This window comes from Methylobacterium komagatae, assembly GCF_042661665.1.
In the GTDB taxonomy this organism is placed as follows: Bacteria; Pseudomonadota; Alphaproteobacteria; order Rhizobiales; family Beijerinckiaceae; genus Methylobacterium; species Methylobacterium komagatae.
The window spans coordinates 3,948,128-3,972,722 of sequence record NZ_JBHSWN010000001.1; the positions used below are offsets into that span (position 1 = coordinate 3,948,128).

Annotated in this window: 17 protein-coding genes and 4 pseudogenes; 11 read left to right on the top strand and 10 right to left on the bottom strand. The window is 70.1% G+C overall.

What is annotated here, in order from left to right; all coding sequences use genetic code 11:
* The first annotated feature begins 115 nt into the window (after positions 1 to 115).
* The 3 genes and pseudogenes from argC to ACFQE0_RS19660 form a co-directional block, all read left to right on the top strand.
* Entirely contained in the window at positions 116 to 1,060 is a 945-nt protein-coding gene (argC, locus tag ACFQE0_RS19650) for an N-acetyl-gamma-glutamyl-phosphate reductase (RefSeq protein ID WP_378972658.1), read from the top strand.
* A gap of 181 nt (positions 1,061 to 1,241) precedes the next feature.
* The gene (locus tag ACFQE0_RS19655; RefSeq protein ID WP_378972660.1) at positions 1,242 to 2,219 is read left to right on the top strand and encodes a quinone oxidoreductase family protein; all 978 of its coding nucleotides are present in this window, start codon (positions 1,242 to 1,244) and stop codon (positions 2,217 to 2,219) included.
* Between the two features lie 10 nt (positions 2,220 to 2,229).
* Positions 2,230 to 2,856, top strand: a pseudogene (locus ACFQE0_RS19660) (nicotinamidase); the annotation flags it as partial.
* Positions 2,857 to 3,168: 312 nt separating this feature from the next.
* On the opposite strand, the gene dinB reads toward ACFQE0_RS19660, so the two are convergent.
* From dinB to pabB, 5 genes are all read right to left on the bottom strand, one after another.
* On the bottom strand, positions 3,169 to 4,251 hold the full coding sequence (dinB, locus tag ACFQE0_RS19665) for a DNA polymerase IV (RefSeq protein WP_378972663.1): 1,083 nt from the start codon (positions 4,249 to 4,251) through the stop codon (positions 3,169 to 3,171).
* Between the two features lie 71 nt (positions 4,252 to 4,322).
* Positions 4,323 to 4,700, bottom strand: coding sequence for a DoxX family protein (locus ACFQE0_RS19670; RefSeq protein WP_378975591.1), 378 nt, complete (start codon positions 4,698 to 4,700; stop codon positions 4,323 to 4,325).
* A 23-nt stretch (positions 4,701 to 4,723) separates the two neighbouring features.
* Entirely contained in the window at positions 4,724 to 5,629 is a 906-nt protein-coding gene (locus ACFQE0_RS19675) for an aminotransferase class IV (RefSeq protein WP_378972665.1), read from the bottom strand.
* On the bottom strand, positions 5,616 to 6,221 hold the full coding sequence (locus ACFQE0_RS19680) for an anthranilate synthase component II (RefSeq protein WP_378972668.1): 606 nt from the start codon (positions 6,219 to 6,221) through the stop codon (positions 5,616 to 5,618). The genes ACFQE0_RS19675 and ACFQE0_RS19680 overlap by 14 nt, the downstream gene beginning before the upstream one ends.
* Entirely contained in the window at positions 6,218 to 7,588 is a 1,371-nt protein-coding gene (pabB, locus tag ACFQE0_RS19685) for an aminodeoxychorismate synthase component I (protein WP_378975593.1), read from the bottom strand. The genes ACFQE0_RS19680 and pabB overlap by 4 nt, the downstream gene beginning before the upstream one ends.
* Before the next feature lie 206 nt (positions 7,589 to 7,794).
* On the opposite strand from pabB, the gene rimO reads away from it, so the two are divergent.
* Both rimO and ACFQE0_RS19695 read left to right on the top strand, forming a co-directional pair.
* Positions 7,795 to 9,144, top strand: coding sequence for a 30S ribosomal protein S12 methylthiotransferase RimO (rimO, locus tag ACFQE0_RS19690; protein ID WP_378972670.1), 1,350 nt, complete (start codon positions 7,795 to 7,797; stop codon positions 9,142 to 9,144).
* Between the two features lie 13 nt (positions 9,145 to 9,157).
* On the top strand, positions 9,158 to 10,087 hold the full coding sequence (locus ACFQE0_RS19695; RefSeq protein ID WP_378972673.1) for an AEC family transporter: 930 nt from the start codon (positions 9,158 to 9,160) through the stop codon (positions 10,085 to 10,087).
* Positions 10,088 to 10,109: 22 nt separating this feature from the next.
* On the opposite strand, the pseudogene mazG reads toward ACFQE0_RS19695, so the two are convergent.
* The 3 genes and pseudogenes from mazG to ACFQE0_RS19710 all read right to left on the bottom strand — a co-directional run bounded on the left by mazG (position 10,110) and on the right by ACFQE0_RS19710 (position 13,117).
* Positions 10,110 to 10,891 (bottom strand): annotated as a pseudogene (gene mazG, locus ACFQE0_RS19700) (nucleoside triphosphate pyrophosphohydrolase).
* Positions 10,892 to 10,993: 102 nt separating this feature from the next.
* Positions 10,994 to 11,251, bottom strand: a complete 258-nt coding sequence (locus ACFQE0_RS19705) for a hypothetical protein (protein WP_378972674.1) — start codon at positions 11,249 to 11,251, stop codon at positions 10,994 to 10,996.
* Between the two features lie 6 nt (positions 11,252 to 11,257).
* Complete coding sequence (locus tag ACFQE0_RS19710) at positions 11,258 to 13,117, bottom strand: glycosyltransferase family 2 protein (protein WP_378972677.1); 1,860 nt, start codon at positions 13,115 to 13,117, stop codon at positions 11,258 to 11,260.
* Positions 13,118 to 13,282: 165 nt separating this feature from the next.
* On the opposite strand from ACFQE0_RS19710, the pseudogene ACFQE0_RS19715 reads away from it, so the two are divergent.
* From ACFQE0_RS19715 to ACFQE0_RS19735, 5 genes and pseudogenes are all read left to right on the top strand, one after another.
* A pseudogene (locus ACFQE0_RS19715) lies at positions 13,283 to 14,090 on the top strand (transporter substrate-binding domain-containing protein).
* 16 nt (positions 14,091 to 14,106) lie between these two features.
* Entirely contained in the window at positions 14,107 to 14,991 is an 885-nt protein-coding gene (locus ACFQE0_RS19720; RefSeq protein ID WP_378972679.1) for a LysR substrate-binding domain-containing protein, read from the top strand.
* A 146-nt stretch (positions 14,992 to 15,137) separates the two neighbouring features.
* Complete coding sequence (locus ACFQE0_RS19725) at positions 15,138 to 16,826, top strand: thiamine pyrophosphate-binding protein (RefSeq protein WP_378972682.1); 1,689 nt, start codon at positions 15,138 to 15,140, stop codon at positions 16,824 to 16,826.
* Between the two features lie 300 nt (positions 16,827 to 17,126).
* The gene (locus ACFQE0_RS19730; protein ID WP_378972684.1) at positions 17,127 to 19,109 is read left to right on the top strand and encodes an acyl CoA:acetate/3-ketoacid CoA transferase; all 1,983 of its coding nucleotides are present in this window, start codon (positions 17,127 to 17,129) and stop codon (positions 19,107 to 19,109) included.
* A 484-nt stretch (positions 19,110 to 19,593) separates the two neighbouring features.
* Complete coding sequence (locus ACFQE0_RS19735) at positions 19,594 to 21,285, top strand: methyl-accepting chemotaxis protein (protein ID WP_378972687.1); 1,692 nt, start codon at positions 19,594 to 19,596, stop codon at positions 21,283 to 21,285.
* A 96-nt stretch (positions 21,286 to 21,381) separates the two neighbouring features.
* Here ACFQE0_RS19735 and ACFQE0_RS19740 read toward each other — a convergent pair.
* Positions 21,382 to 22,709 (bottom strand): annotated as a pseudogene (locus ACFQE0_RS19740) (Nramp family divalent metal transporter).
* A gap of 149 nt (positions 22,710 to 22,858) precedes the next feature.
* Here ACFQE0_RS19740 and mntR point away from each other — a divergent pair.
* On the top strand, positions 22,859 to 23,317 hold the full coding sequence (gene mntR, locus ACFQE0_RS19745) for a manganese-binding transcriptional regulator MntR (protein WP_378972689.1): 459 nt from the start codon (positions 22,859 to 22,861) through the stop codon (positions 23,315 to 23,317).
* Between the two features lie 47 nt (positions 23,318 to 23,364).
* On the opposite strand, the gene ACFQE0_RS19750 is transcribed toward mntR, so the two are convergent.
* The gene (locus ACFQE0_RS19750; protein WP_378972691.1) at positions 23,365 to 24,561 is read right to left on the bottom strand and encodes a zinc-binding metallopeptidase family protein; all 1,197 of its coding nucleotides are present in this window, start codon (positions 24,559 to 24,561) and stop codon (positions 23,365 to 23,367) included.
* Positions 24,562 to 24,595: the final 34 nt, after the last annotated feature.

Sequence of the window (24,595 nt, forward strand, 5' to 3'; positions counted from 1 at the left end):
GTGTTCCCGCGACCGATCGGCCGCCTGTGGATGGCGGGGGCGTTGACAGGGGCCACGCCCTACCCCCACCTGCGCGGCGACAGGCCGGATCGAGGGTCCGGCATGCGAGGCGATAATGGCGAGCGTAGACGAGACGGCACGGCCGAGCGTGTTCATCGATGGCGAGGCGGGCACCACCGGCCTCGGCATCCGCGAGCGCCTGGAGCGCGAGGGCCGCGTGCGCCTCGTGAGCATCGCGCCGGAGCACCGCAAGGATCCGGCCGCCAAGCGCGATCTCCTCGCGCAGGTGGATCTCGTGGTCCTGTGCCTGCCGGATGCGGCTGCCAAGGAGACCGTGGCCCTCGCTGACGGCCTGGCCGGTGGCGGACCGAAGATCCTCGACGCCAGCACCGCCCACCGGATCGCCCCCGGCTGGACCTACGGCTTCCCGGAAATGGCGCCGGGGCAGGCGGAGGCCGTGGCGCAGGCCAAGCGCGTCGCCAATCCCGGCTGCTACCCGACCGGCGGCATCGCCCTCCTGCGGCCTCTGGTCGAGGCGGGGCTGATCCCGTCCGACCATGCCGTCAGCGTCAACGCCGTCAGCGGCTACAGCGGCGGCGGCAAGGGGATGATCGAGGATTTCGAGGCGGGCCGCGCCCCGCCCTTCCAACTCTACGGCCTCGGCTTCGCGCACAAGCACCTGCCGGAATTGCAGCTCTATAGCGGGCTCACCCACCGGCCGATCTTCGTGCCCTCCGTGGGCAACTTCCGGCAGGGCATGCTGGTGAGCATCCCGCTGCACCTCGACACCCTGCCCGGCCGCCCGAAGGCGACCGATCTGGAGGCCGCCCTCGTCGAATGGTACCGGGGCCAGCCCCTGGTACAGGTGGTACCGGGTGCCGATGGCTCTCACCGCGAGAAGATCGAGCCGGAGGATCTCAACGACACCGACCGGCTGGAACTGCGCGTCTTCGGCTCGGCCGAGCACGGACAGGCGGTGCTGGTCGCCCGCCTCGACAACCTCGGCAAGGGCGCTTCCGGCGCGGCGGTCCAGAACCTGTCGCTGATGCTGGGCCTGTAACGGGGTTTCCAAAGGACAAGTCCTTTGGTGGGGTCCAGGGGCAAGGCCCCTGGGGCTCGCAGGGCTCCGCCCTGCACCCGCCAAAGGGCTCGGCCCTTTGGGATCCCCATTTTCGGATTGCTTCCCGTCCCTGCGAGTCTATCTCGCTGCGGGGCGGGGTGTGACAGGACGGGAGAGAACGATGCCGAAGGCGATCCGGGTCTACGAGTACGGCGGCCCCGAGGTGATGAAGCTCGAGGACGTGCCGCTGGCCGAGCCGGGCCCCGGCCAGATCCGGGTTCGCCAGGAGGCGATCGGCGTCAACTTCATCGACATCTACTTCCGCACCGGCGCCTACAAGGCCGCGCAGCTCCCCTTCACCCCCGGCAAGGAGGGCGCGGGCACCGTGACCGCCGTGGGCGAGGGCGTCGCGCAGTTCAAGGTCGGCGACCGGGTCGCCTACGGCTCGGTGGCGGATGGCTGCTACGCCGAGGAGCCGGTGATCGCCGCTGCCGCCGCCGTGCCGATGCCGGACGGCATCGACGCGCAGACCGCCGCCGCGATGATGCTCAAGGGTCTCACCGCCGAGTACCTGCTGCACCGGACCTACCGGGTGAAGCCCGGCGACACGATCCTCTGGCACGCGGCGGCGGGCGGCGTCGGCCTCATCGCCTGCCAATGGGCCAAGCACCTCGGCGCCACGGTGATCGGCACCGCGGGCAGCGAGGAGAAGGCCGAACTCGCCAAGGCGAATGGCTGCGATCACGTCATCCTCTACCGCAGCGAGGACGTGGCCAAGCGCGTGCGCGAACTGACCAACGGCAAGGGCGTGCCGGTCGTCTATGACGGCGTCGGCCAAGCGACCCTGATGGGCTCGCTGGACAGCCTCGCCCCCACCGGCCTGCTCGCGAGCTTCGGCTCGGCCTCCGGGGCGATCAGCGGGCTCGATCTCGGCCTGCTTGCGGCCAAGGGCTCGCTCTTCGTCACCCGGCCGACGCTTGCGACCTTCGCGAGCCAGCGCCCGGTGCTGGAGGAGGCCGCCGCCAACCTCTTCGGCGCCGTCCGCTCCGGCGCGGTGAAGATCGCCGTGAACGCCGTGCGGCCGCTGGCCGAGGCGCAAGAGGTGCATCGCGACCTTGCGGGCCGCGAGACCACCGGCTCGACGGTGATGGTGCCGTAAGGCCCGCCCCGTGACGCCCGGCCCCGCCGACCTGCTCCTCGTCATCGATGTGCAGGTCGACTTCCTCCCCGGCGGGGCGCTCCCCGTGCCGGACGGCGATGCCGTCGTCCGGCCGGTCAACGCGTTGCAACAGCGATTCCGGCACATCGCGCTGACCCAGGATTGGCATCCGCCGGGGCATGTCTCGTTCGCGACGAGCCATCCCAGCCGGGAGCCGTTTCAGACGGTGACGCTCGGCTACGGCGAGCAGGTCCTGTGGCCGGAGCATTGCGTGCAGGGGAGCGCGGGCGCCGCCTTCGCGCCGGGGCTCGAGACGAGCCGCGCGGGCCTGATCGTGCGCAAGGGCCTCAACCCCGGCCTCGACAGCTATTCCGCCTTCCTCGAGGCGGACCGGACGACCCGCACCGGGCTCGCCGGGGCCCTCCACGAGCGAAGTATCCGCCGGGTCGTCCTGTGCGGCCTCGCGACGGATTTCTGCGTCCTATGGAGCGCGCTCGATGCGCAGGAAGCCGGGTTCGAGGTGCTGGTGGTGGAGGATGCCGTGGCGGGCATCGACGTGCCCTCGTCGGCAGGCGGCTCCGTCGCCGCCGCTTGGGGGCGGATGGAGGCCCTCGGCATCGGCCGGATCGGGATGGCCGATTTCAGCTCGACGACTAAGAGCCGCAGGGCCGGGACGCGTTGCGTGAATCGGAGTTGCCCCTGTTCATCAGGAGGCGACATGTCCGACAAGCACCCGAAGACCACCACACCGACAGACGCCGACCTCAAGGGCAATCCCGGGATCGGCACTTCGAAGGGCATGGCCGGGGCGGACCCGGAAGAGTTGGAAGCCGATTCGACCTTCGAGGGCGATGTCGAGAACGAGACGACGCCGGAAGGCGGCGTCGATCCGAACCACCGGCCGCGCAAGAACAAGTAAGGGGTGGGGGAGGCACGGCCTCCCCTCGCTCTACAGGCCGAGGCCAAGCTGAGCCGGAGCCTCCTCCTCGTCACCCTGCGAGAAGCCGGAGAGCGAGACGCCGATCAGCCGGGCGCTGCGGCGCAGGGGCAGTAGCCCCTTGAGCAGGTCGAGGCCGATCCGTTCCAGGCTGTCCCGGTCGGGGACCGGGGCCGACAGGGAGCGGGCACGGGTCACGAGGGAGAAATCCGAGAATTTGAGCTTCAGCGTCACGGTGCGTCCGCGCATGTCCTTCGCTTCGGCGCCACGCCAGACTTTGTCCACCATCGGCGCCAACCGCTCGGCCAGCACCTCGTAGGCGGCGGTATCGTCGGAGAAGGTGGTCTCGGCGCCGATCGACTTGCGGATGCGGTGGGCCCGCACCGGCCGCTCGTCGATGCCCCTCGCGACGGCATGGTAGTAGCTGCCGGATGAGCCGAAGGTCTCCTTCAGCCGCTCCAGGCTCCAGGCGCGCAGGTCGGCACCGGTCTCGATACCGAGTCGCTTCATCTTGGCCTCAGTCACCGGCCCGACGCCGTGGAAGCGCCCGATCGGCAGGTCTGCCACGAAATCCGGGCCCATGGCCGGGGTGATGACGAACAGGGCGTTCGGCTTGCGGTGGTCCGAGGCGACCTTGGCCAGGAACTTGTTGTAGGACACCCCCGCCGAGGCCACGAGGCCGGTGCGCTCCAGGATCTCGGCGCGGATCGCCTTCGCCACCGCCGTCGCAGTGGGCAGCCCCAGAAGGTTCTCGGTGACGTCGAGATAGGCCTCGTCCAGGGCGACCGGCTCGATGATCTCGGTATGCCGGGCGAAGACGGCGCGGATCTCCTCCGAGACCTGCCGGTAGACCTCGAAGCGCGGCTTCACGAAGAGGAGGTCCGGGCAGAGCCGCCGCGCGGTCGCCCCCGGCATGGCCGAGCGCACGCCGAAGGGCCGCGCCTCGTAGCTCGCGGCCATCACCACGCCCCGCTCCCGCGTGCCGCCCACCGCGAGCGGCTTGCCGCGCAACGACGGGTCGTCGCGCTGCTCCACGGAGGCGTAGAACGCGTCCATGTCGATATGGATGATCTTCCGGAGAGGCTGCGCCTCCATCGCCGGATCGCCCCTCGATGTTCCCGGTCCGTTCAATGACAACCACGGGGGAGGTGGGTCAAGATGGCCGATCAGCGTTCCCGCCGGAACGGCCAGTCGATCAGCCCGCCGGCCCAGAGGGCGGCCCAGACGAAGACCGGCTGAAACGCGAGCCGGGGGCCATGATACCACCACGAATCCGGGATGCCCGCGATGTGGATGTGCTCGACGGCGTGCTTCACGTTGGCCGGGTAGACGCACACCGCGTAGAGGGCGAGCCCGATGGCAGCAGCCTTCCGCGTCGCCGGGAGGAGCAGGCCGAGCGCCCCGGCGAGTTCGCACAGGCCGGTCGCCTGGATGACGAGCCGGGGCTCGGGCACCCAATCCGGCATCAGCGGCAACATCGCGTCGGTGGCGACGAGGTGCACCACGCCGATGAAGACGTAGACGCCGGACAGCCCCCAGCGCAGAATCGTCCGTCCCCGGCCCTCGCTCACGCGACTTCCTCCGCAGCGACGCCGCAGGATTCCGCAACCGCCGCGCACAAGGCCGCGCGCAGGAGGGCGAAAGCCGGATGGCCCGCGCTGTCATAGGCGGTCTCGCCCAAAGCCGTCACCGGGGCGAGGAGGCGCAGGGAGTTCGTGACGAACACGGCCTGCGCCGTACGCAGCTCGTCGAGGGTCAGCGAGCGCTCCTCCACCGCGAGGCCGCAGGAAGGGGCGAAGGCCAGGAGTTGCGCGCGGACGATACCCGCAAGCACGCCGTCGGACAGGGGCGGAGTGACGAGGGTCAGCCCCTCCGCGTCCAAACTCCCCCCGTCATTGCGAGTGGAGCGAAGCAATGACGAGGGCAGAAGGCAGAACACATTGCCCGTTCCCGCGCAGGCGGCGAACCCCTTCGTGTTGCGGAACAACGCCTCGTCGAAGCCCTGCAGTGCCGCCTCGCCCGCCGCGAGAACGGCGTCGAGATAGCCCAGCGTCTTCACCCGGGCGGCCGGGGAGGTGTCATTGCGGGCGATGCCGGTCGGCAGCAGCCGCAGGGGGGCGAAGGCGATGGCCCGGCCGCTCGGGGCGGCCGTGGCGAAGAGGGTGGGGTGGGCCACGTCCGGCGGCTTGAGGCCGCGCGGCCCGGCCCCCCGGGTCAGGGTCGTGCGGATGGCGAGCCGGTCGCCCCGGATCGCGAGGGCACGCATCGCCGCGCGGATCGCCTCTGCCCCGGCGGGGATGCCGAGCGTCGCTGCCCCGGCGACGAGGCGGGCGACATGCTCCTCCTCGAAGGCGATCCGGCCGTTCAGGGCGAGCGCGGTGTCGAACAGCCCGTCGCCAAGGGTCAGGCCCCGGTCGGCATGGTCGAGGGGAGCGCTGGCGCCCTCGATCACATGCCCGTCACGCCACAGCATCGCGCTTGTCCTCCCGCCACGCGCGGGCGAGGTCGAGGAAGTTGGCGAAGAGGGCGTGGCCGTTCTCGGTGAGAACCGATTCCGGATGGAACTGCACACCGTAGGTCGGGTGGTGGCGGTGGGAGAGGGCCATCACCTCACCCTCGTCCGAGACGGCATCGACCGCGAGGTGATCTTCCATGCCGGGCTGCGGCGTCACCACGAGGGAGTGGTAGCGCGCCACGGGCATCGGCGCGGGCAGGCCCGCGAACAGGCGCTGGCCGTCATGGGCGATCGGCGTCGCCTGCCCGTGCAGGGGGCGCCGCGCCCGCTCGACCTTGCCGCCGAAGGCCGCGCCGATGGCTTGGTGGCCGAGGCACACGCCGAGGATCGGCAGGCTCCCGGACAGGTCGCGGATCGCGGGCAGGGACACCCCGGCCTCGGCCGGGCTGCACGGGCCGGGCGACACCACCAGGGCCTCCGGCGCCAGCGCGCGGATGCCCGCGACGTCGAGAGCATCGTTGCGCACCACGCGCACCGTCTGCCCCAACTCCTCGAAGTAGCGGACCACGTTGAAGACGAAGGAATCGTAATTGTCGAGGACGAGGATCATGCGAAGGCCCTGAAGACGCGCTCGGCCTTGGCCAGGGTCTCGTCGTATTCCGGCCCCGGCTCGGACAGCAGCGTCACGCCGCCGCCCGCCTGGAGCACGGCCGTGCTCTCGTCCATGAACACGGTGCGGATGGCGATGGAGGTGTCGAGATCCCCGTCGAAGCCGATCCGGCCGATGGCTCCGCAATAGATCTCGCGGGCATCGCCCTCGATTTCCGCGATGATGTCCATGGCGCGGATCTTCGGCGCTCCGGTGATCGAGCCGCCGGGGAAGGTCCGTTCCAGAAGGTCGAGCCCGTCGAGGCCGTCGCGCAAGGTCCCCGTGACCACCGAGACGAGGTGATGCACGCCCGCATAGGTCTCCAGCCCGCAGAGGACGGGCACGGCGACGCTTCCCGGCTCGCAGACCCGCGACAGGTCGTTGCGCAGGAGATCGACGATCATCACGTTCTCGGCCCGGTCCTTGGCCGAGGCGGCGAGCCCCTCGGCGGCGGCACGGTCTTCCTCCGGGTCGGACTGGCGCTTGGCCGTGCCCTTGATCGGCCGGGTCTCGACATGGCGCCCGTCGAGCCGCACGAACCGCTCCGGCGAAGAGGAAGCGACCGTCAGCCCGTCGAATTCCTGGTAGGCGCCGAAGGTCGCCGGGTTCGTCTCGCGCAGCCGCCGGTAGAGGGCGAAGGGGTCGAAGCCGTCGGGCAGATCCGCCGTGAAGCGCTGGGCGATGTTGGCTTGGTAGATGTCGCCCGCGCGGATATAATCCCGCACGGTTTCCACCGCTTTTTCATAGTCTTGGCGATCGAAGTTCGAGCGCCACGCGAGCGTGCCGCAGGCTTCGTCCCGCCGGGGGGCGGCAGCGTCCTTCAGGCGTTCGGCGAATTGCGCGAGCCGGGCCTGCGCCTTTGCCTCGCGCGCCTCCGGCGTCGTCTCGGGGAAGCCCGTGGCCAGGAGCCGGGCGGTCCCGGCGGCATGATCGACGACGAGCACCGTGTCGTAGAGGTCGAGGGCGATGTCGTCGGTCACCCCGGCCCGGCGCGCGGGGGCTGCGACCTTCTCCAGGCTGGCACCGAGATCGTAGGCGAAATAGCCGATCGCTCCGCCGGGAAAGGGCTGGGCCGGGTCGGCCGGCAGCCGATAGGGGGCGAGGCAGGTGCGCAGGGCCTCGAACGGCCCGCCGGGAACGGGGCGCCCGTCCAGGGTCGCCTGACCGTCGCGGAAGCGGAACCGGGCGAAGGGATCGGCCGCGACTACGGAAAGGCGGCCCAGCGCGTCGTGGCGCATGGCGCTGTCGAGCAGGGCGAGCCCCGGCAGGGAGCGCAGCCGCGCGGCGGCGGCGATCGCATCAATCGGGGGCAGGTCTCGGGTCCACATGAACCGGGTTCGCGCCTTCGTCATACGGCATCCCTCCGCGCCGTCCGGACGCCCTCGCACAAGCGATGCCCCGGGGGAAGCGGGGGCTTCCGTGACCCGGCCTCGCACAGCCGGGCGGAAACCGCTATATCGGGGCCAATCCCGAAGTCTGCCAGCGTCCCCGCAGCGCCTCAGCCGCGCGGGCCGCGCCGCATCCGAAGCCGACAATGACCAGCACGCTCTCGCCCGACAGCAAGCCTGCCTCCCCGGGCGCCCCGAAAATCTCGTTCGTCTCCCTCGGCTGCCCGAAGGCGCTGGTGGATTCCGAGCGGATCCTGACGCACCTGCGTGCCGAAGGCTACGAACTCGCCCGCAAGCATGACGGGGCGGACCTCGTCATCGTGAACACCTGCGGCTTCCTCGATTCGGCGAAGGCGGAATCGCTCGCCGCCATCGGCGAGGCCATGGCCGAGAACGGCCGGGTCATCGTCACCGGCTGCATGGGCGCGCAGCCGGAGGAGATTCGCGAGAAATATCCAGACCTCCTCGCCGTCACCGGCCCCCAGGCCTACGAATCGGTGGTGGCGGCGGTGCATGAGGCGGCGCCCCCGGCCCACGATCCGTTCCTGGACCTCGTGCCGCCGCAGGGCATCAAGCTGACGCCGCGTCACTACGCGTATCTGAAGATTTCGGAGGGCTGCAACAACCGCTGCAGCTTCTGCATCATCCCGTCGCTCCGCGGCGACCTCGTCAGCCGCCCGGCGGCCGACGTGCTGCGGGAGGCCGAGAAGCTGGTGAAGGCCGGCGTGAAGGAGCTGCTGGTCGTCTCGCAGGATACGAGCGCCTACGGCCTCGACATCCGCTACGCCGAGAGCCCCTGGCGCGACCGTCCGGTCCGCGCCCGCTTCTACGATCTCGCCAAGGAACTCGGTGAGCTCGGGGCCTGGGTGCGGCTGCACTACGTCTACCCGTACCCGCATGTCGACGAGGTGATCCCGCTCATGGCGGAGGGGAAGGTGCTCCCCTACCTCGACATGCCGCTCCAGCATGCGAGCCCGTCCGTCCTCAAGCGGATGCGCCGACCCGGCAACCAGGAGAAGCAGCTCGACCGGATCCGGGCGTGGCGCGCCGCCTGCCCGGACCTTGCGATCCGCTCGACCTTCATCGTGGGCTTCCCCGGCGAGACCGAGGCCGAGTTCGAGGAACTGCTCGAATGGCTGAAGGAGGCCAAGCTCGACCGGGTCGGCTGCTTCGAGTTCGAGCCCGTGGCGGGCGCCACCGCCAACGCCATCGCCGAGCCGGTGCCGCCGGAGGTGAAGGCCGAGCGCAAGCGCCGCTTCATGGAGACGCAGAATGCCATCGCTCTGCGCCTGCAGAGGGCCAAGATCGGCAAGCGGATGCCGATGATCGTGGACGCGGTCGAGGGTGGGGTCGCGCGCGGCCGGTCCAAGGCCGACGCGCCGGAGATCGACGGCACCGTCCATGCGAGCTTCCGCCGCCCGGTGCGCGTGGGCGACATCGTCTCCGTCAAGATCGACCGGGCCGAGGCCTACGACCTCTATGGCAGCGTGACCTAAGAAGCCGCGCCCCGTGACCGGCGCGCTCCTCCTCGCCCTGCTGCCGATCGCCCTGCTGATCGCGCTCGGCGCAGCCCTGCGCCGGGCGCGGTTCCTGGCCGAGAGCTTCTGGCCGCAGGCGGAGCGGCTCGGCTATTACGTGCTGCTGCCGAGCCTGTTCGTACACGGGCTCGGCACTGCCAGGCTCGACGGGGTGCCGGTCCTCACCCTCGCGGCCGTGCTCGTCGGCTCGACGGTCGCGGTCGCCCTCGTCCTGCTCGCCCTGCGGCCTCGCCTCGCGCTCGACGGGGCGGCGTTCACCTCGGTGTTTCAGGGTGGGATCCGCTTCAACAACTATGTCGGGGTCTCGGCGGCGGCGGGCCTGTTCGGCGCGCAGGGCATCGCCCTCGCGGCGGTGGCCAACGCGGCCATCGTGCCGACCGTGAACATCCTGTGCGTGCTGGTCTTCGCGTGGTTCGGGTCCGGGGGGCGGCTGGCTCCCGCCGCCATCCTCCGGCAACTCGCCCTCAACCCCCTCGTCGTCGCCAGCGCCCTCGGCATCGCCCTCCAGGCCACGGGGCTGACCCTACCTCCCGGAATCGAGCCGGTGCTGAAGGCCCTCGGGCAGGCCTCCCTGCCCCTCGGGCTTCTCTGCGTCGGCGCCGCGCTGGATTTCGGCACGGCCCGGACCTGGATCCGGCCGCTCGCCGTCACCTCGGTGGTGAAGTTCGGGCTGATGCCGCTGGCGACGGTGCTCGCCTGCCTCGCGCTCGGCCTGCGGGGCCCGGCGGCGGCCACGGCCCTGCTGTTCCAGGCGCTGCCGACCGCCTCCTCCTCCTACATCATGGCCCGCCAACTCGGCGGCGACGCCCCGCTGATGGCGGGTATCATTGCCCTCCAGACGGTGCTCGCCGGGGCGGCCCTGCCGCTGGTGCTGTTGCTGCTCGAAGGGGTCGCCGTGTGAGGCAAGCGGCTGGAGAGGGGGCTTATCCCTTCTCCCCGCGCTTCACCGTCTGCCACGCGGCCTCCATCGCGGCGAGGTCGGAGCGGCCGAGTTCGCCGCCTTCCGCGCGCAAGGCCTCGGCCATGGCGCGAAAGCGGCGCTCGAACTTGGCGGTGCCGTCACGCAGGGCCGCCTCGGGGTCGATGCCCGCATGGCGGGCGAGGTTGGCCACCGAGAACAGGAGATCGCCGATCTCCTCCGCGAGCGGTCCCTTGTCGCCGAGCGCCAGGGCCTCGGCGACCTCGTCGGTCTCCTCGCGCACCTTGTCGATGACCTGGGCGGCCTCGTCCCAGTCGAAGCCGTAGGCGGCCGCCCGGCGGGAGACCTTCTCGGCGCGCGCGAGGGCGGGCAGGGCAAGGGCGACGTCACCGAGTGGATCCGGCGCCTTAGCAGGCTTGGCGGCCCGCTCCTGCGCCTTGATCGCTGCCCATTGCGCCTCGACCTCGGCCGGGTCGCGCCGGGGCGAGCCGGGGGCAGAAGCGTGCCGTCCTCCTCGAAGACATGGGGATGGCGGCGGATCAGCTTGGCGGCAATGGCGCGGGCCACGTCGTCGAAGGCGAAGGTGCCCTCCTCCTCCGCCATGCGGGCATGGAACACCACCTGCAGCAGCAGATCGCCCAATTCGTCGCGCAGCTCGTCCCGATCGCCCCGCGCCACGGCGTCGGCGACCTCGTAGGCTTCCTCGATCGTGTAGGGCGCGATGGTCTCGAAGCTCTGCGCCACGTCCCAGGCGCAGCCGCGCTCGGGGTCGCGCAGATCCGCCATGAGGCGCAGCAGAACCTGGATCGGGCTGTCCGGGGACTTCGTCACGGGTGAGGCCGTCCGTTGTTCGTGGCGGCCCGGTCTAGCACCTTCCGCGGCGGTGCATCAGAAGCCCGGCGCGGTCATTCCGTCTCGCTCGCGCACCCGCTCGGCCTGGAAATCCGCAAGGTAGGCGGTGAGGCGATCGCCCGCGACCCGATCGCCGCACTGGACCCAGAGCGGCGTGGGGAGGGCACGGGAGGGCAGGCGCAGGAGGAAGAGTTCGGCGGCGCGGGCCGCGTCTCGCTCGGTTCCCGAGGCGAGGAGCCGGGCACCGGCCGGGGTGCCGATCAGGATGGCGATGGTGGCGGAGGACTCGCTCATGGCCTGTCAACGACTCGACACAGCGTTCCGTTGCGCTCCGCCGATGTCGCGCCTGCCGCTGCGCGAGGAGCGCGACAATCCGTGATCGGTCTTGGTCCAGTCATGGGGCGCTCGGACCAGTTCGGCCACGGCGCGATAGGCCGCGACGCTGACGAGCAGGAAGTAGGCGGGCAGCAGGAGCACGACCTTGTACAGGTCGCGCCAACCGCGTCGGCGGCACCCGAGGAAGGCCGGGGCGACCATGGCGGCGAACCCCGCCACCAGCAAGGTCAGCGCCAGACCGGTGGCGATGTTGTCGAGGAGGGTCGGAGCGGGGCCGAGCCGTCCGGTCAGGAGATCGCGGGCGACCAGGAAAAGGCAGACCGGATAGGCGAGCGCTGAGGCGACGGTGCCGGGGACGAGGGCAAGGAAGCTCAACGTCCCGAGAAGGCCGAGACGGGACAGGAGGGCGAGGGGCCGCCGCCCGTGGACGAGGCTCGTCTGGAGGTAGCCCTTCAGCCAGCGGGTGCGCTGGCCGGTCCAGCGCCGCCATCCCCGCGCCGTCTCCTCGTAGGTCGCGCTCGGCAGGTCCCCCGTCCGGTAGCCCGCCAAGGCGAGGCGGATGCCGAGATCGGCATCCTCCGTGACATTGTAGGCATCCCATCCGCCCAATTTGCGCAGGACATCCGTCCGCAGATGCATGGTGGTTCCGCCGAGCGGCACCGGCAGGTCGAGGGCGCAGAGGGCGGGGTTCAGCACGTCGAACAGCGCGGCGTATTCGGTGGCGAACAGCTTCGGCAGGAGCCCATCGGCATGGTCGTCGATGACGAGGCGGCCCTGAAGGCAGGCCGTCGTGGGGGGCTCGACGGCGAAGAGCGCCGCCGCCTTGCGGAGCTGGTCCGCCTCCGGCACGTCCTCGGCATCGTAGACGGTGAGCAGGCGACCCCGGGCAAGGGCGAGGCCGACATTGAGGGCGCGCGGCTTGGTGCGCGGCCAGCCCGGCGGCACGGTGACGACCTCGAACCGGGCCGGGAAGGGGATCCTTGCGAGGACGGCTTCGGTCTCGCGATCGTCGGCCTCGATCAGGATCTTGATGTCGAGCTTGGCCGCCGGATAATCGAGGGCCGCCAACGCCTTGGCGAGGGGGTATGCCGACCGCCGCTCCCGGTAGAGCGGCACGAGGATCGTATAGACCGGCAGGTCCGCATCCGGGAGCGGCGGCGCCTCGATGGTGGGCGGCCGGATCGCCAGCGCCGCGAGGCGGAAGGCCATCAGCGCCAGGACAAGAGCCTGCAGGACGATCACCAGCGCCTGAGCGGGCAGGGGCGGCGCCAGGACGAGGGTCAGCGCGAGGGCCGCGAGCCCGCCGCCGAGGATCAGGAGAGGCTGGGCGAGCGGCGCGGCGGCACTCGCGGCGGCGCCTTGCGGGTCCTGGCTCGCCCGCGCGGCGATGGAGCCGGGCATCCGCGCGAACACGGCTTCGCGCAGCCGCGTCGGAGACGTCAGTGCGATCTCCGCCAGACGGCCCCTCCGGGCCAGCAGGACCGCGATGGCCTGCCCGCGCGGGGCGATGACGGTGGCGGCGCCCGCCCCCGGTGCCAACGGCGCCCGGCCCGCGAGGAGGCAACCGGGATAGGGAAGGACCCGGGCGAGCGGGATCGGCCCGTCGAGATACGGGAGGCCGAGGGTCCGGGCGAGCGCGCGGTAGTAACCCTCCTCGTCGAACAGCCCGGCCTGGAGCAGCGCCGTGGCGGCATCGGTCCCGGCGGCCCTCGCCTGCGCCGCTGCGCGGGCGAGCGTGCGCCCGTCCACCCCCTCGGACAGAAGGAAGGCGATGTCCGGCGGGAGACCGAGGGATGTGTCCCGGGCAGAGACGAGGATCGTCACCGCAGGTTCCGCTCCCGCAGCGGGCTCGAGCCGTGCTAGGGGAGGGCGGTGAGCCCTCCGTCCCGTCCCCGCTCCGTGTGGAGCATCCCCCGTCTGCCACGGTCAAGCGCCAGCCGGACCTGGGCTGTGGGCGCCGCCCTGTGGCTCGCCCTAGCCGCCCCTCCGGTGCAGGCGGCGCCTCAGGGAGGCGAGGGCGCCCGTGCCGTCCGTGGCGGTGCCGGATTTCTGGAATCCGCGCAGCCGGGGCGAGCGGGTCGAGGCACCGCAGACCGGCCGCGCCGTACGCTTCCTGACCGACGACGAGTTCCCGCCTCTCCACTTCGCCGGGCCGGACGGCAACCCGACGGGCTTCGTCGTGGAACTGGCCCGCGCGGTCTGCGAGAAGCTCGCCATCACCTGCACGGTGCAGTCGCGCCGGTTCGACACCCTGCTCGATTCCCTCGAATCCAAGCAGGGCGACGTGGTCGCCGCCGCCATTCCCCTCACCGCCGGGCTCCGCAGCAAGTTCCTGGCGACACGGCCGTATTTCCGCTGGCCGGCGCGCTTCGCCGTGCGGACGGACAGGGGCCTGCCGGTGCCCTCGGCCGCGCATCTCGACGGACGGAGCGTCGGCGTGATCGCGGGAAGTGCCCACGCGGCCTATCTCGGCGCCTTCTTCCCGAAGGCCAAGGCGCGGGACTTCACCGACCTCGCCGCCGCCGAGAGCGCGCTGAAGCGCGGCGAGATCGACTACCTCTTCGCGGACGGCCTGAACCTCGCCCTCTATGTCGGCGGCCAGGAGGCGGAGAGTTGCTGCGCTCTGATAGGCGGCGATTACCTGGAGAACCGGTTCTTCGGCGAAGGGATCGGGCTGATCACCCGGCAGGAGGACGCCGCCCTGTCGCGCGCCCTGGACGACGCGCTTCAGCGGGTCTGGGACGACGGAAAATACACCGAGCTGTATCTGCGGTTCTTTCCGGTCAGTCCGTTCTGACGGGCGGCGCCCCGCGATGTTCCGCTTCGACCTCGTGGATCTCGGCCTGTTCCGTCAGGTGGTGGAGGCCGGCTCGATCACCCACGGGGCCGCGCGGGCGAACCTCGCGCTGGCCGCCGCCTCGGCGCGGATCAAGGCGATGGAGGAAAGCCTGGGCACGGCCCTCCTCACCCGGACCCGGCAGGGGGTGAGCCCGACGCCTGCGGGGCGCGCGCTCCTCGCCCATGCCCGGTCGATCCTCGCGGGCACGGAGCGCCTGCGGGAGGAGATGGCCGTGTTCTCCGGCGGCGCCGCCGGACAGATCCGGGTAGTGGCCAACACCCACGCGCTGATCGAATTCCTGCCGGACCCGCTGTCGGACTTCCTCGCCTCGCATCCGGGCATCGCCGTCGAGATCGAGGAGCGCACCTCTGACGAGATCGTCGGGCTGGTGGCCGAGGGCGCGGCGGATTTCGGGCTCCTCTCCGGCACGGTCGATACGGGGGGCCTGGCGACCTATCCGTTCCGGGAGGACCGCTTCGTCCTCGTCGTGGCGCGGGGCGACCCCCTCGCGGCGCGCAGAGAGGTTGCCCTGGCCGACGTGCTGGAGCGCGACCTCGTGGGCCTCGACCGCCACAGCGCGATCAGCCGCTTCCTCGTGGAGAAGGCCGTCCGCGCCGGACGGCCGATGCGGCTCCGGGCACAGCTGCGCGGCTTCGACGCCGTATGCCGCCTCGTGGAGGCGAAGGTGGGCCTTGCGATCCTGCCCGAAAGCACGGCGCTCCGGGCGGCGCGCACGCTGGCCATCACCGTGGTGCCCCTCTCCGATCCCTGGGCGAGGCGCGACCTGACCCTCTGCCTGCGCGACCTCGACGCGCTTCCACCCTTCGTGCGGGACTTCATCGAAGTCCTCCGGGGCTAGAACCGGGTGTCCAGAGGGTAAGCCCTCTGGCGGGTGCAGGGCAGCGCCCTGCGATCCCCAGGGGCTTTGCCCCTGGACCCCACCGAAGGGCTTGCCCTTCGGAAACCCCTGACTAGCCTCACGCCCAAGGCCACGGGGAATCCACGATGACCATCACCACCGTCGAGGCCGCCGGGCGGCGCAGGGGCGCGGAGCTGCTCGTGGAAGTGCTGCGCTCGGAGGGCGTGCGCTACATCTTCGGCAATCCCGGCACCACCGAGTTGCCCCTCATCGACGCCCTCACCGAGGCGCCGGACGTCGCCTACGTCCTCGCCCTGCAGGAGGCCACCGCCGTCGCCATGGCCGATGGCTACGCGCAAGGAGCGCGGCGCCCGGCCTTTCTGAACCTGCACACGGCGGGCGGCCTCGGCCACGGCATGGGCAGCCTCGTGAACTCCCAGGTCTCGGGCACACCGCTGGTCGTCACCGCTGGGCAGCAGGACCTGCGCCACGCTCTGACCGACCCGCTCCTGATGGGCGATCTCGTCGCCATCGCCGACCCTGTGATGAAATGGGCCCGCGAGGTGACGAGCCCGGACCAGATCCCCATCCTCCTGCGCCGGGCCTTCCACGATTGCGCCGCCGCGCCCTCAGGCCCCGTCTTCCTGTCCCTGCCGATGGACGTGATGGACGCGCTGACCGACGTGCCGGCGGGCGAGACCTCGACCATCGACCAGCGGGCCGTGGCGGGCTCCCTCGACCGGCTGGCCGAAAAGCTCGCCGCCGTGGCGCCCGGCCGCCTCGCCCTCATCGCCGGTGACGAGATCGATTCCTCGGACGCCTCGGCGCAGACCGTGGCGCTGGCCGACCTCCTCGCCGCGCCGGTCTACGGCTCGTCCTGGCCCGCCCATATCCCGTTCCCCACCAGCCACCCCCTCTGGGCGGGCAACCTGCCGACCCGCGCCGACGGCATTGCCGAGATCCTCGGCCGCTACGACGCGGTGTTCGCGCTGGGCGGCAAGTCGCTGATCACCGTGCTCTATTCGGAAGGCTCGGCGGTGCCCCCGGGGACGCTGGTGTTCCAGCTTTCGGCCGACGTGCGGGACCTCGGCCGCACCTACGCCACCGCCCTCTCGACGGTGGGCGACATCCGCGCCTCCCTCGACGCGCTTCTGCCTCTCCTGGCGCCCCGCCTCGCCGACCGGGCCGACGCCTTCGCCCGCCTTCGCCAGGAGGCGGCGATCACCCAGGCCGGGCGCCGCAGGACGCTCCACGCCGCCGCCGACGCGGCCTTCGAGGATCCGGTGATCGCCCCCCTGGTGGCGGCCCGCGAGGTCGCCCGTGCGGTCGGTGCGCAGATCACCATCATCGATGAGGCGCCCGCTACCCTGGTCCATCTGCGGACTTTCCTCGACAGCCCCTCGGTGCATCAATACGCGGCCATGCGCGGCGGCGTCCTCGGCTGGGGCATGCCGGCGGCGGTCGGGTTCTCCCTCGGGATCGACCGCGCCCCCGTGGTCTGCGTGGTGGGCGACGGCGCCGCCATGTACTCGCCCCAGGCGCTCTGGACTGCCGCGCACGAGAAGCTGCCGGTCACCTTCGTGGTGATCAACAACGCCGAGTACAACATCCTCAAGAACTACATGAAGGGCCAGTCGCACTACGCCTCGGCGCGGGCCAACCGATTCATCGCCATGGATCTCACCGACCCGCGGATCGACTTCCCCTCCCTCGCGGCCTCCATGGGCGTCCCCGCCCGGCGTGTGACGCGCGCCGCCGACATCGCCCCCGCCATCGAGGCGGGCATCGCCTCGGGGCAACCGAACCTCATAGAAGTCGTCGTCCGGGCGGGCTGAGGCCCATGCCCGAAGACGGACCGTTCCACGGCGGATCACGCGCGAGCCCGTAATTTTTATGACGGTGCGTCGAAGAGTTTTTGAGCGGCGCACCGGATCATCTTCGGTGTAAGATGGGTCTAATAGGCCCCGGTTTCGTGCAACGCGAAAAACATCGATGCGCCGCAACGAAAGCTGCATTTCGAATGCAGTCGATCCTTCCGGTGGATTCTTCAAGGTGCCGCGCGGCCATACGACGACAAGTCCGGAGACGGGGCGCGAGTCCCGGGCATCCGGACGTCAGGGAGGATCGGCAGGCCCATGAGGAAGAACAAGGTCATCTCCGCTGACGAGGCGATCGCCCTGGTCCGCGTCAACGACGTGTTGACCACCACGGGCTTCGTGCAGAGCTGCATCCCCGAGGCGCTGCATGCCGCCCTGGAGAAGCGCTTCGTCGAGACCGGCTCGCCGCGTGGCCTGACCCTGATCATGACCGCGGGCGCGGGCGACAGCAAAGGCCTCGGCACCGGGCGCCTTCACCATCCGGGCCTGCTCTCCCGGGTCATCGCCGCGAATTTCGGGCGGATGCCGAAAGTCGCGCAGGCCGCGCAGAACAACCTGATCCGCGGCTACAACCTGCCCCAGGGCGTGATCTCGCAGCTCTACCGCGCCTGCGCGGCCGGGCAGCCGGGCCTGTTCTCGAAGGTGGGGCTCCAGACCTATGTCGATCCCCGCCACGGGGGCGCCAAGGTCAACGACCTGACCACCGAGGACATCGTCAAGCTCGTGGAGGTCGATGGCGAGGAGTGGCTGTTCTACACCGCCACCAAGATCGACGTGGCCTTCATCCGCGCCACCTCCGCGGATCCGTCGGGCAACCTCTCCTACGAGAAGGAGGCCCTGACGCTGGACTGCCTCGCCCAGGCCATGGCGGCGCGCAACAACGGCGGCATCGTCATCGCGCAGGTGGAGCGCATCGTCGATGACGGCTATCTCCTGCCCAAGGACGTTCGCGTACCGGGCATCCTCGTGGATTGCGTCGTGGTCGCCGAGCCCGAGATGCACCGCATGAATTACGGCGTCATGCACGACGCTGCTTTGGCCGGAGAGATCCGCGTGCCGGTCACCGGCATCAAGCGGATGGCGTTGAACGAACGCAAGATCATCGCCCGGCGCGCGGCCTTCGAACTGCCCCCGAACGGTGTCGTGAACCTCGGCGTCGGCGCGCCGGAGGGCATCTCATCGGTCGCCAACGAGGAGAAGGTCACCCCCTATATCACCCTGACGACGGAGGCCGGGGCGGTGGGCGGCGTGCTCGCCTCGGGATCGAGCTTCGGTGCGGCGACGAATGCCGATTGCATCATCGACCAGAACCAGATGTTCGATTTCTACGACGGGGGCGGCCTCGACATGACCTGCCTCGGCATGGCCGAATGCGACGAGGCAGGCAACGTCAACACGTCGAAGTTCGGCGGCAAGCTCAATGGCTGCGGCGGCTTCATCAACATCTCGCAGAACGCGCGCACCGTGGTCTTCGCGGGCACCTTCACGGCGGGCGGCCTAGAGATCGCCGTGCAGGACGGGCAATTGCGCATCGTCACCGAGGGCAAGGCGCGCAAGTTCGTCAAGCAGGTGCAGCAGAACACCTTCTCCGGCCCCTACGCGGTGCAGCGCTCGCAGCCGGTGCTCTACGTGACGGAGCGCTGCGTCTTCCAGCTGACCCCCGAGGGTCTGGAGTTGATCGAGGTGGCGCCCGGCATCGACATCGAGCGCGACATCCTTGCCCATATGGATTTCGCCCCCGTGGTCCGGAACCCGGTGCCGATGGATCTGCGCATCTTCCGCGACGAGCCGATGGAGCTGATCGCGGACCTGCTCAACCTCGATTTGAAATCGCGGGTCAGCTACGACGGCGAGCGCAACATCCTCTTCGTCAACCTGGAAGGCTGGTACTGCCGGGTGAAGGGCGACATGGACGAGTTGCGCCTGACCATCGTGGAGGCGTGTCGCAAGGCGGGCCAGCGGGTCAACGCCGTCATCAACCATGACGGGTTCCGGCTGAACGACAACCTCGTCGATGATTATGCCGGGATGATCCAGTATCTCCAGGCGAACTACTACGCGACCACCACTCGCTACGCGACGAGCGCCTTCCTCCGCCTGAAGATGGAGGAGGCCCTGACCAAGCGCGGGGTCGCCCCGCACGTCTTCGAGCGCAAGGAGGAAGCCCAGGCCTTCCTCAGCAGCACCGAGGACAGCAAGGCCCGCAAGCGGATCTCACCCGCCGTCGCCTCGGCGGCCTAGAGTATCGATCCAGACGGAGGCGTCAGCCGTGTCTGGAAAAATTGATGCAAGAACAATAACCCAGGGCAGAGGCGCATGAACGGAGTACGTGCGTCACTGCACTAGGACCGTAACGCAGTCGCTCCGTCTGGATCGATGCACGAGGGCGGCCTCGCAGCCCTGAATCGATCCGCGTGCACGGCCTTTGCCGCCTTCCTGTCGGCGAAGACGAGGCCGTACGCGCCTCTGAACTGCCTGTCTTCCGTTCATGAAAGCGGCGTCCCCGAGTCGATGCGCAACGCGGCGTGCCGGCGCCATCCGGCATGAGGCACGTGCGGCCGGGTGAGCGGCGTCACCCATCAGCCCTCCACGTTGTTTCTGATCAGCGATGTAACTTTAGATTGTTAAACGCGCTAAAACATTCGATTTTTTGCCGGTTTAATAGTTTTTATACTGCACAAGCACCAACGATATAGAACTGAATTCGTTGGTCAGGGGGCCCGGCATGCTGCGCAGTTCGAAAATCATCGTCAAGGCCATCGTGCCGCTCGGCCTGATGGCGATCATCGCCTCGGGGCTGATGTTCTATGCGACGGCGGGCCTCGACAGGCTTGCCCAGGATACGCGCAGGATCGTCGACGTGGACGCGGTCCGCCTTGAGCAGATGCTGCGCATCCGCTCCCACCTCAATGAAATGGCCATCCAGTCGCGCACCATCATCCTTCAGAATGACGAGCAGAAGAGGGCCACCGCCAAGGCGCGCTGGGACACCGCGTTGCAGGGCTCGATCGAAGGGCTCGACGCATTGACCGCGATGGCCGATTCTCCCGAGCGTAATGCCTACAACCTCGCGCTCAAGAGCCTTCTGCAGGAGTATTCCGCAACGCAGGATCGGGCAAACGCCCTGGGCCTCAAGAACGACAAGGAAGCGGCCGCGAAGATCCTGCTGACCGACTCCGACGATGTGCGGACCCGGATCCGTGAAGCGCTGGCCGCAAACGTCCAACGCCTGAAAGGCGAATTGCAGCACCAGCGCGACGCGGCCGGGCAGGCCGTGACGCGGACCGAACAGCTTCTGATCGGCGCCTCCGTGGCCGGGTTGCTCGGAGCGATCGCGCTCTCGATGCTGATCGTCGTCGTCGGCATCACGCGGCCGCTGGCCAGCCTTGTCGGCGTGCTGCGGCGCATGGCGCAGGGAGAGATCGACGCCGCCATTCCCGAGGCCACGCGCGGCGACGAGATCGGCGCCGTCGGCAAGGCGGTGGAAGGCATCAAGACCATGGTCGCTCAGAAGGCCCTCGAGCAGGCCGAGATGAGGCACCTCGCCGACGAGGCCGCCGCCCAGGAGCGTAAGCGCACCATGATCGAACTCGCCGACGGCTTCGAGCGGGCGGTCGGCGGCATCGTCGGCATGGTCTCGTCCTCGGCTACCGAGTTGCAGGCCACCGCCCAGCAGCTGAGTTCCTCCGCCGCCGAAGCCGCCTCCCAATCGACCACCGTCGCCGCCGCCGCCGAGGAAGCCTCCTCGAATGTCGGCACCGTCGCGGCGGCGGCCGAGGAACTTGGCAGCTCCGTCCAGGAGATCGGCCGCCAAGTGCAGGGCTCGGCCACCCTCGCCCAGGCCGCCGTCGGCGAGGCCGACCAGAGCGCCTCGCTGGTTCAGGCCCTGCGCCAGACCTCGGCGCGGATCGGCGACATGGTCGGGATGATCTCGAACATCGCCAGCCAGACCAACCTGCTCGCCCTGAACGCCACGATCGAGGCCGCCCGCGCCGGTGAAGCGGGCAGGGGCTTCGCGGTCGTCGCGGCCGAGGTGAAGGAACTCGCCAACCAGACCGCCAAGGCCACGGAGGAGATCGCGGTACAGATCGGCGACATCCAGGGCGTGACGGATCAGACGGTGACGGCGATCGGCGGCATTACCGGTCGCATCCGCGAGATCAACAACGTGGCGACCTCGATCGCGGCGGCGGTGGAGCAGCAGGGCGCGGCGACGCAGGAGATCATGCGCAACGTCTCGCAGGCCTCGACGGGCACCAGCGAGGTGACGACCAACATCGTGGGCGTGGCCCGCGCCTCGGAGGATACCGGCGCGGCGGCGAGCCAGGTGCTTTCAGCCTCGAGCGAGCTGTCGCGCCAGTCCGAGCACCTCTCGGCCGAGGTCGCCCGGTTCCTCAGCACCATCCGCGCGGCCTGATCCGTCACGACGCCCTCGACGTCCGCCTCCGCCAACCGTGGAAGCGGACGCGGACGAGCTCGAGGGCCCGGTCCATCAAAGGCCGGGATCAAACGGCTAATCGGCCAATCCCGGCACCGGCACGCCGAAGGCGAGCGCCAGCAGCACCACGTTGAGCGCCAGCACCACCGCCGCCCCGGCGGTGGCGGCGGCCTTGGTCCACGGACCGTTGGCGAAGGGCCCCATCACGCTGCGGCGGCTCGTGAACACCACGAGGGCGATCATCGGCACGGGCAGGGCCAGGGACAGCACGACCTGCGAGAGGATGAGCGCCCGGGTCGGGTCCACCCCCGCCGCGACCACGGCGAAGGCCGGGGCCATGGTGACGAGGCGGCGCACAAGGAGCGGGATCCGCCAGCCGGTGAAGCCCTGCATCACCATCTGCCCCGCGAGCGTCCCCACCACCGACGAGGACAGGCCGGAGGCGATGAGCGACACGAGGAAGGCCGCGCCCGCCGCCGGGCCGAGGAGGGGCGTCAGCGTCCGGTAGGCCTCGCCGATCTCCGCGATCTCGCTGTGTCCGAGATGGAAGGCCGACGCCGCCATGATCACCATGGCCATGTTGACGAGGCCCGCCAGCGCCAGGGCGACGATCACCTCCCGGTCGGAGAAGCGGACGAGGAGCCGCCGGTCGGCCTCGTTCCGGGGGCGCCGCGCCCCTGGGTCAGACCGGAATGCAGAAATAGGGCGTGCGGCATCACCGTGGCGCCGATGATGCCGACCGCGATGGTCAGCGCCTCGGCATCGGGGATGTGCGGGGTCACGAGCCCCTTGGCCACCGCGCCCCAGGCGACGGGGGCGATCAGAAGCTCCACCGCGTAACAAAGCCCGATCGTGCCGACCATCGCGCCGATGGCGATCTCGAGGGGCCGGAAGCCCCGGTTCTCCAACAGCAGGAACGCGTAGGTGACGACGGCCGTGACCGCCATGCCCGCCATGAGCGGCATGCCGACGAGGAGCGACAGGCCGATCGCCCCGCCCAGGAACTCCGCGAGGTCGGTGGCCATGGCGGCGATCTCGCTCACCGCCCAGGCGGCGAACCGGCCCGGCCGCGGCGCGGCATCGCGAAAATGCTCCGCGAGGTTCTTGCCCGTGACGATGCCGAGCCGGGCCGAGAGGGCCTGGAACAGCATCGCCGTCAGGTTCGCCGCCAGCACCACCCAAAGCAGGCTGTAGCCGTAGCGGGCACCGGCCTGGATGTTCGTCGCGAAGTTGCCGGGGTCCATGTAGGCGATGGACGCCGTCACCGCCGGACCCACGAACAACAGGAACCGGCCGCGACCGCCGGGCCGCCCGTCGAGCACCGCGCGGATGCCGTCCTCCGTGGCTTGGCTGAGCCCGCCCTCGGCGCGCCGTTCCGTCACGGCGAGATCGCCTGCCGCCATTCCGTCCGGCTCCCTTCGTATAGCATAAGCTATATAGAAAAGCCGAGGCTGTCGACAAGAGGGCCATGACGGGGTCGGACGAGGGGCGGATTGCATGCCCGGCTTCCCTCGCTCTAAGGACGTGACCAGGCTCCGAGGGAGACAGCCAGATGCAGGAACCGGAGGCGTCCGGTCGGAGCGAGACCGCGCTCGTCGATCCCGAGCGTCACGTCGAGAGCTTCCGGCAGGCCCGCGAGGCCCGTCGGCTCGAACTGGTCGAGGATTACGTCGAGCTGATCGATGACCTGATCGGCGATGGCGGCGAGGCGCGGCAGGTCGACATCGCGGCGCGCCTCGGCGTGGCGCAGCCGACCGTCGCCAAGATGCTGAAGCGCTTGTGCGACGAGGGGCTGGTGCAGCAGCGGCCCTATCGCGGCGTCTTCCTCACCGAGGCGGGCAAGCGGCTGGCGGGCGAGGCGCGCGAGCGCCATCGCATCGTGGAACGGTTCCTCTGCGCGCTGGGCGTCAGCCCCGAAACCGCGCGCCGGGACGCCGAGGGCATCGAGCACCATGTCAGCGCCGAGACGTTGGAGGCGTTCCGGGCGTTTGCCGAGGGGCGGGGAGGGTAGCTCCGGACCGTCAGGCGCGCGCCGGATACCGGCGCCGACGAGCCCCTTCACACCAGCGGCGCTGCGATCTTCTGGCGGAGGCCGGTGATGACGGCGCGGAGGATGTCCGCCTCGGCATCGCCCGGAATGGGCATCACGCCGACGCGGGTGGCGTAGATACGCTCGTGGATGAAGGCGAGCTTGGCGATCACCGCCGGGGTCAGCGTGAACGGGTAGAGGGCGGGCTGGCCCATGCTGCTCGACAGGGAGTTCACCGCGTAGGTCAGCGGCAGCCACGCCTCGATGAGGCGGTCGAGGTCGGCCGTGTCGTAGGGGTCGAAATCGATCACCGTGGGCGGCGGGCGCCGCACGCTGCCGCGCTCGCGCAGGCGAGGGCGCACGTGCAGTTCGAAGGTCGAGGCGGTCTCGATCGTATCGACGATGTGCAGGTAATGGGCGAAGGTCTCGGCGAAATCCTCCCAGGGATGGGCGGTGGCGTAGGCCGAGACGAAGCTCCCCTCCCAATCGGCCGGAGCGCCCCCGGCATAATGGTCATGCAACGCCTGGACGTAGTTGCGGCGCTCGTCGCCGAACAGCGCCCGGAACGGCTCCTGGAAGGGCCCGTTCATCACCAGCAAGTACCAGAAATAGTGCCCGATCTCGTGGCGGAAGTGCCCGAGCAAGGTGCGGTAATGCTCGCCGAACAGGATGCGGCGGCGCTCGCGCTCGACGTCGTCGGCCTCCGCGATGTTCATGGTGATGAGGCCGTTGATGTGCCCGGTCATCACCGGCGCCCCGCTGGCATTGGCCTCGGACGGATCGGCCAGGAAGTCGAAGGCGAGGCCGTCCGTGTACTGGACGCGGGTGGCGAGCGGCAGTTCGAGCCGCAGCAGCGAGTAGAACAGCCGGTGCTTGGCCGTCTCGACCTGCCGCCAGCGGGTGTGGTTCCAGGGCACGGTGAGGTCGGGCACGACGCGGTTGTGCCGACAGCAGGTGCAGAAGATGTCCGGACTCTCCTCCGGCACGAGCCAGTTGCAGGCGTTCCATACCGCGTTCTGGCAGGCGCGGTAGCGCGGGCCCGGATCGGCATAGGCGTGGAAGATCTGTGCCCCGCCCATGTTCGGATGGGTGGAGAAGCCGGACGGCTCGAGGGCCGACACCTCGTGCCGCGCGCAGACATAGCCGAGTCGGCGCTCGCAGCTTTCGCACGCGGTCGCTTCGAACGTGACCGGCTGGTCACAGGCTTGGCACTGGAAGATCTTCATGGGCGGCAGTCCTGAGGATCGGCGCGCCGGTCCC

Bases quoted from the DNA above. Each gene is read 5' to 3' on its own strand.
- argC (WP_378972658.1), top strand. From the start codon at position 116: ATGGCGAGCGTAGACGAGACGGCACGGCCGAGCGTGTTCATCGATGGC.
- ACFQE0_RS19655 (WP_378972660.1), top strand. From the start codon at position 1,242: ATGCCGAAGGCGATCCGGGTCTACGAGTACGGCGGCCCCGAGGTGATG.
- dinB (WP_378972663.1), bottom strand. From the start codon at position 4,251: ATGGAGGCGCAGCCTCTCCGGAAGATCATCCATATCGACATGGACGCG.
- ACFQE0_RS19675 (WP_378972665.1), bottom strand. From the start codon at position 5,629: ATGCTGTGGCGTGACGGGCATGTGATCGAGGGCGCCAGCGCTCCCCTC.
- ACFQE0_RS19680 (WP_378972668.1), bottom strand. From the start codon at position 6,221: ATGATCCTCGTCCTCGACAATTACGATTCCTTCGTCTTCAACGTGGTC.
- pabB (WP_378975593.1), bottom strand. From the start codon at position 7,588: ATGTGGACCCGAGACCTGCCCCCGATTGATGCGATCGCCGCCGCCGCG.
- rimO (WP_378972670.1), top strand. From the start codon at position 7,795: ATGACCAGCACGCTCTCGCCCGACAGCAAGCCTGCCTCCCCGGGCGCC.
- ACFQE0_RS19705 (WP_378972674.1), bottom strand. From the start codon at position 11,251: ATGAGCGAGTCCTCCGCCACCATCGCCATCCTGATCGGCACCCCGGCC.
- ACFQE0_RS19720 (WP_378972679.1), top strand. From the start codon at position 14,107: ATGTTCCGCTTCGACCTCGTGGATCTCGGCCTGTTCCGTCAGGTGGTG.
- ACFQE0_RS19725 (WP_378972682.1), top strand. From the start codon at position 15,138: ATGACCATCACCACCGTCGAGGCCGCCGGGCGGCGCAGGGGCGCGGAG.
- ACFQE0_RS19730 (WP_378972684.1), top strand. From the start codon at position 17,127: ATGAGGAAGAACAAGGTCATCTCCGCTGACGAGGCGATCGCCCTGGTC.
- ACFQE0_RS19735 (WP_378972687.1), top strand. From the start codon at position 19,594: ATGCTGCGCAGTTCGAAAATCATCGTCAAGGCCATCGTGCCGCTCGGC.
- mntR (WP_378972689.1), top strand. From the start codon at position 22,859: ATGCAGGAACCGGAGGCGTCCGGTCGGAGCGAGACCGCGCTCGTCGAT.
- ACFQE0_RS19750 (WP_378972691.1), bottom strand. From the start codon at position 24,561: ATGAAGATCTTCCAGTGCCAAGCCTGTGACCAGCCGGTCACGTTCGAA.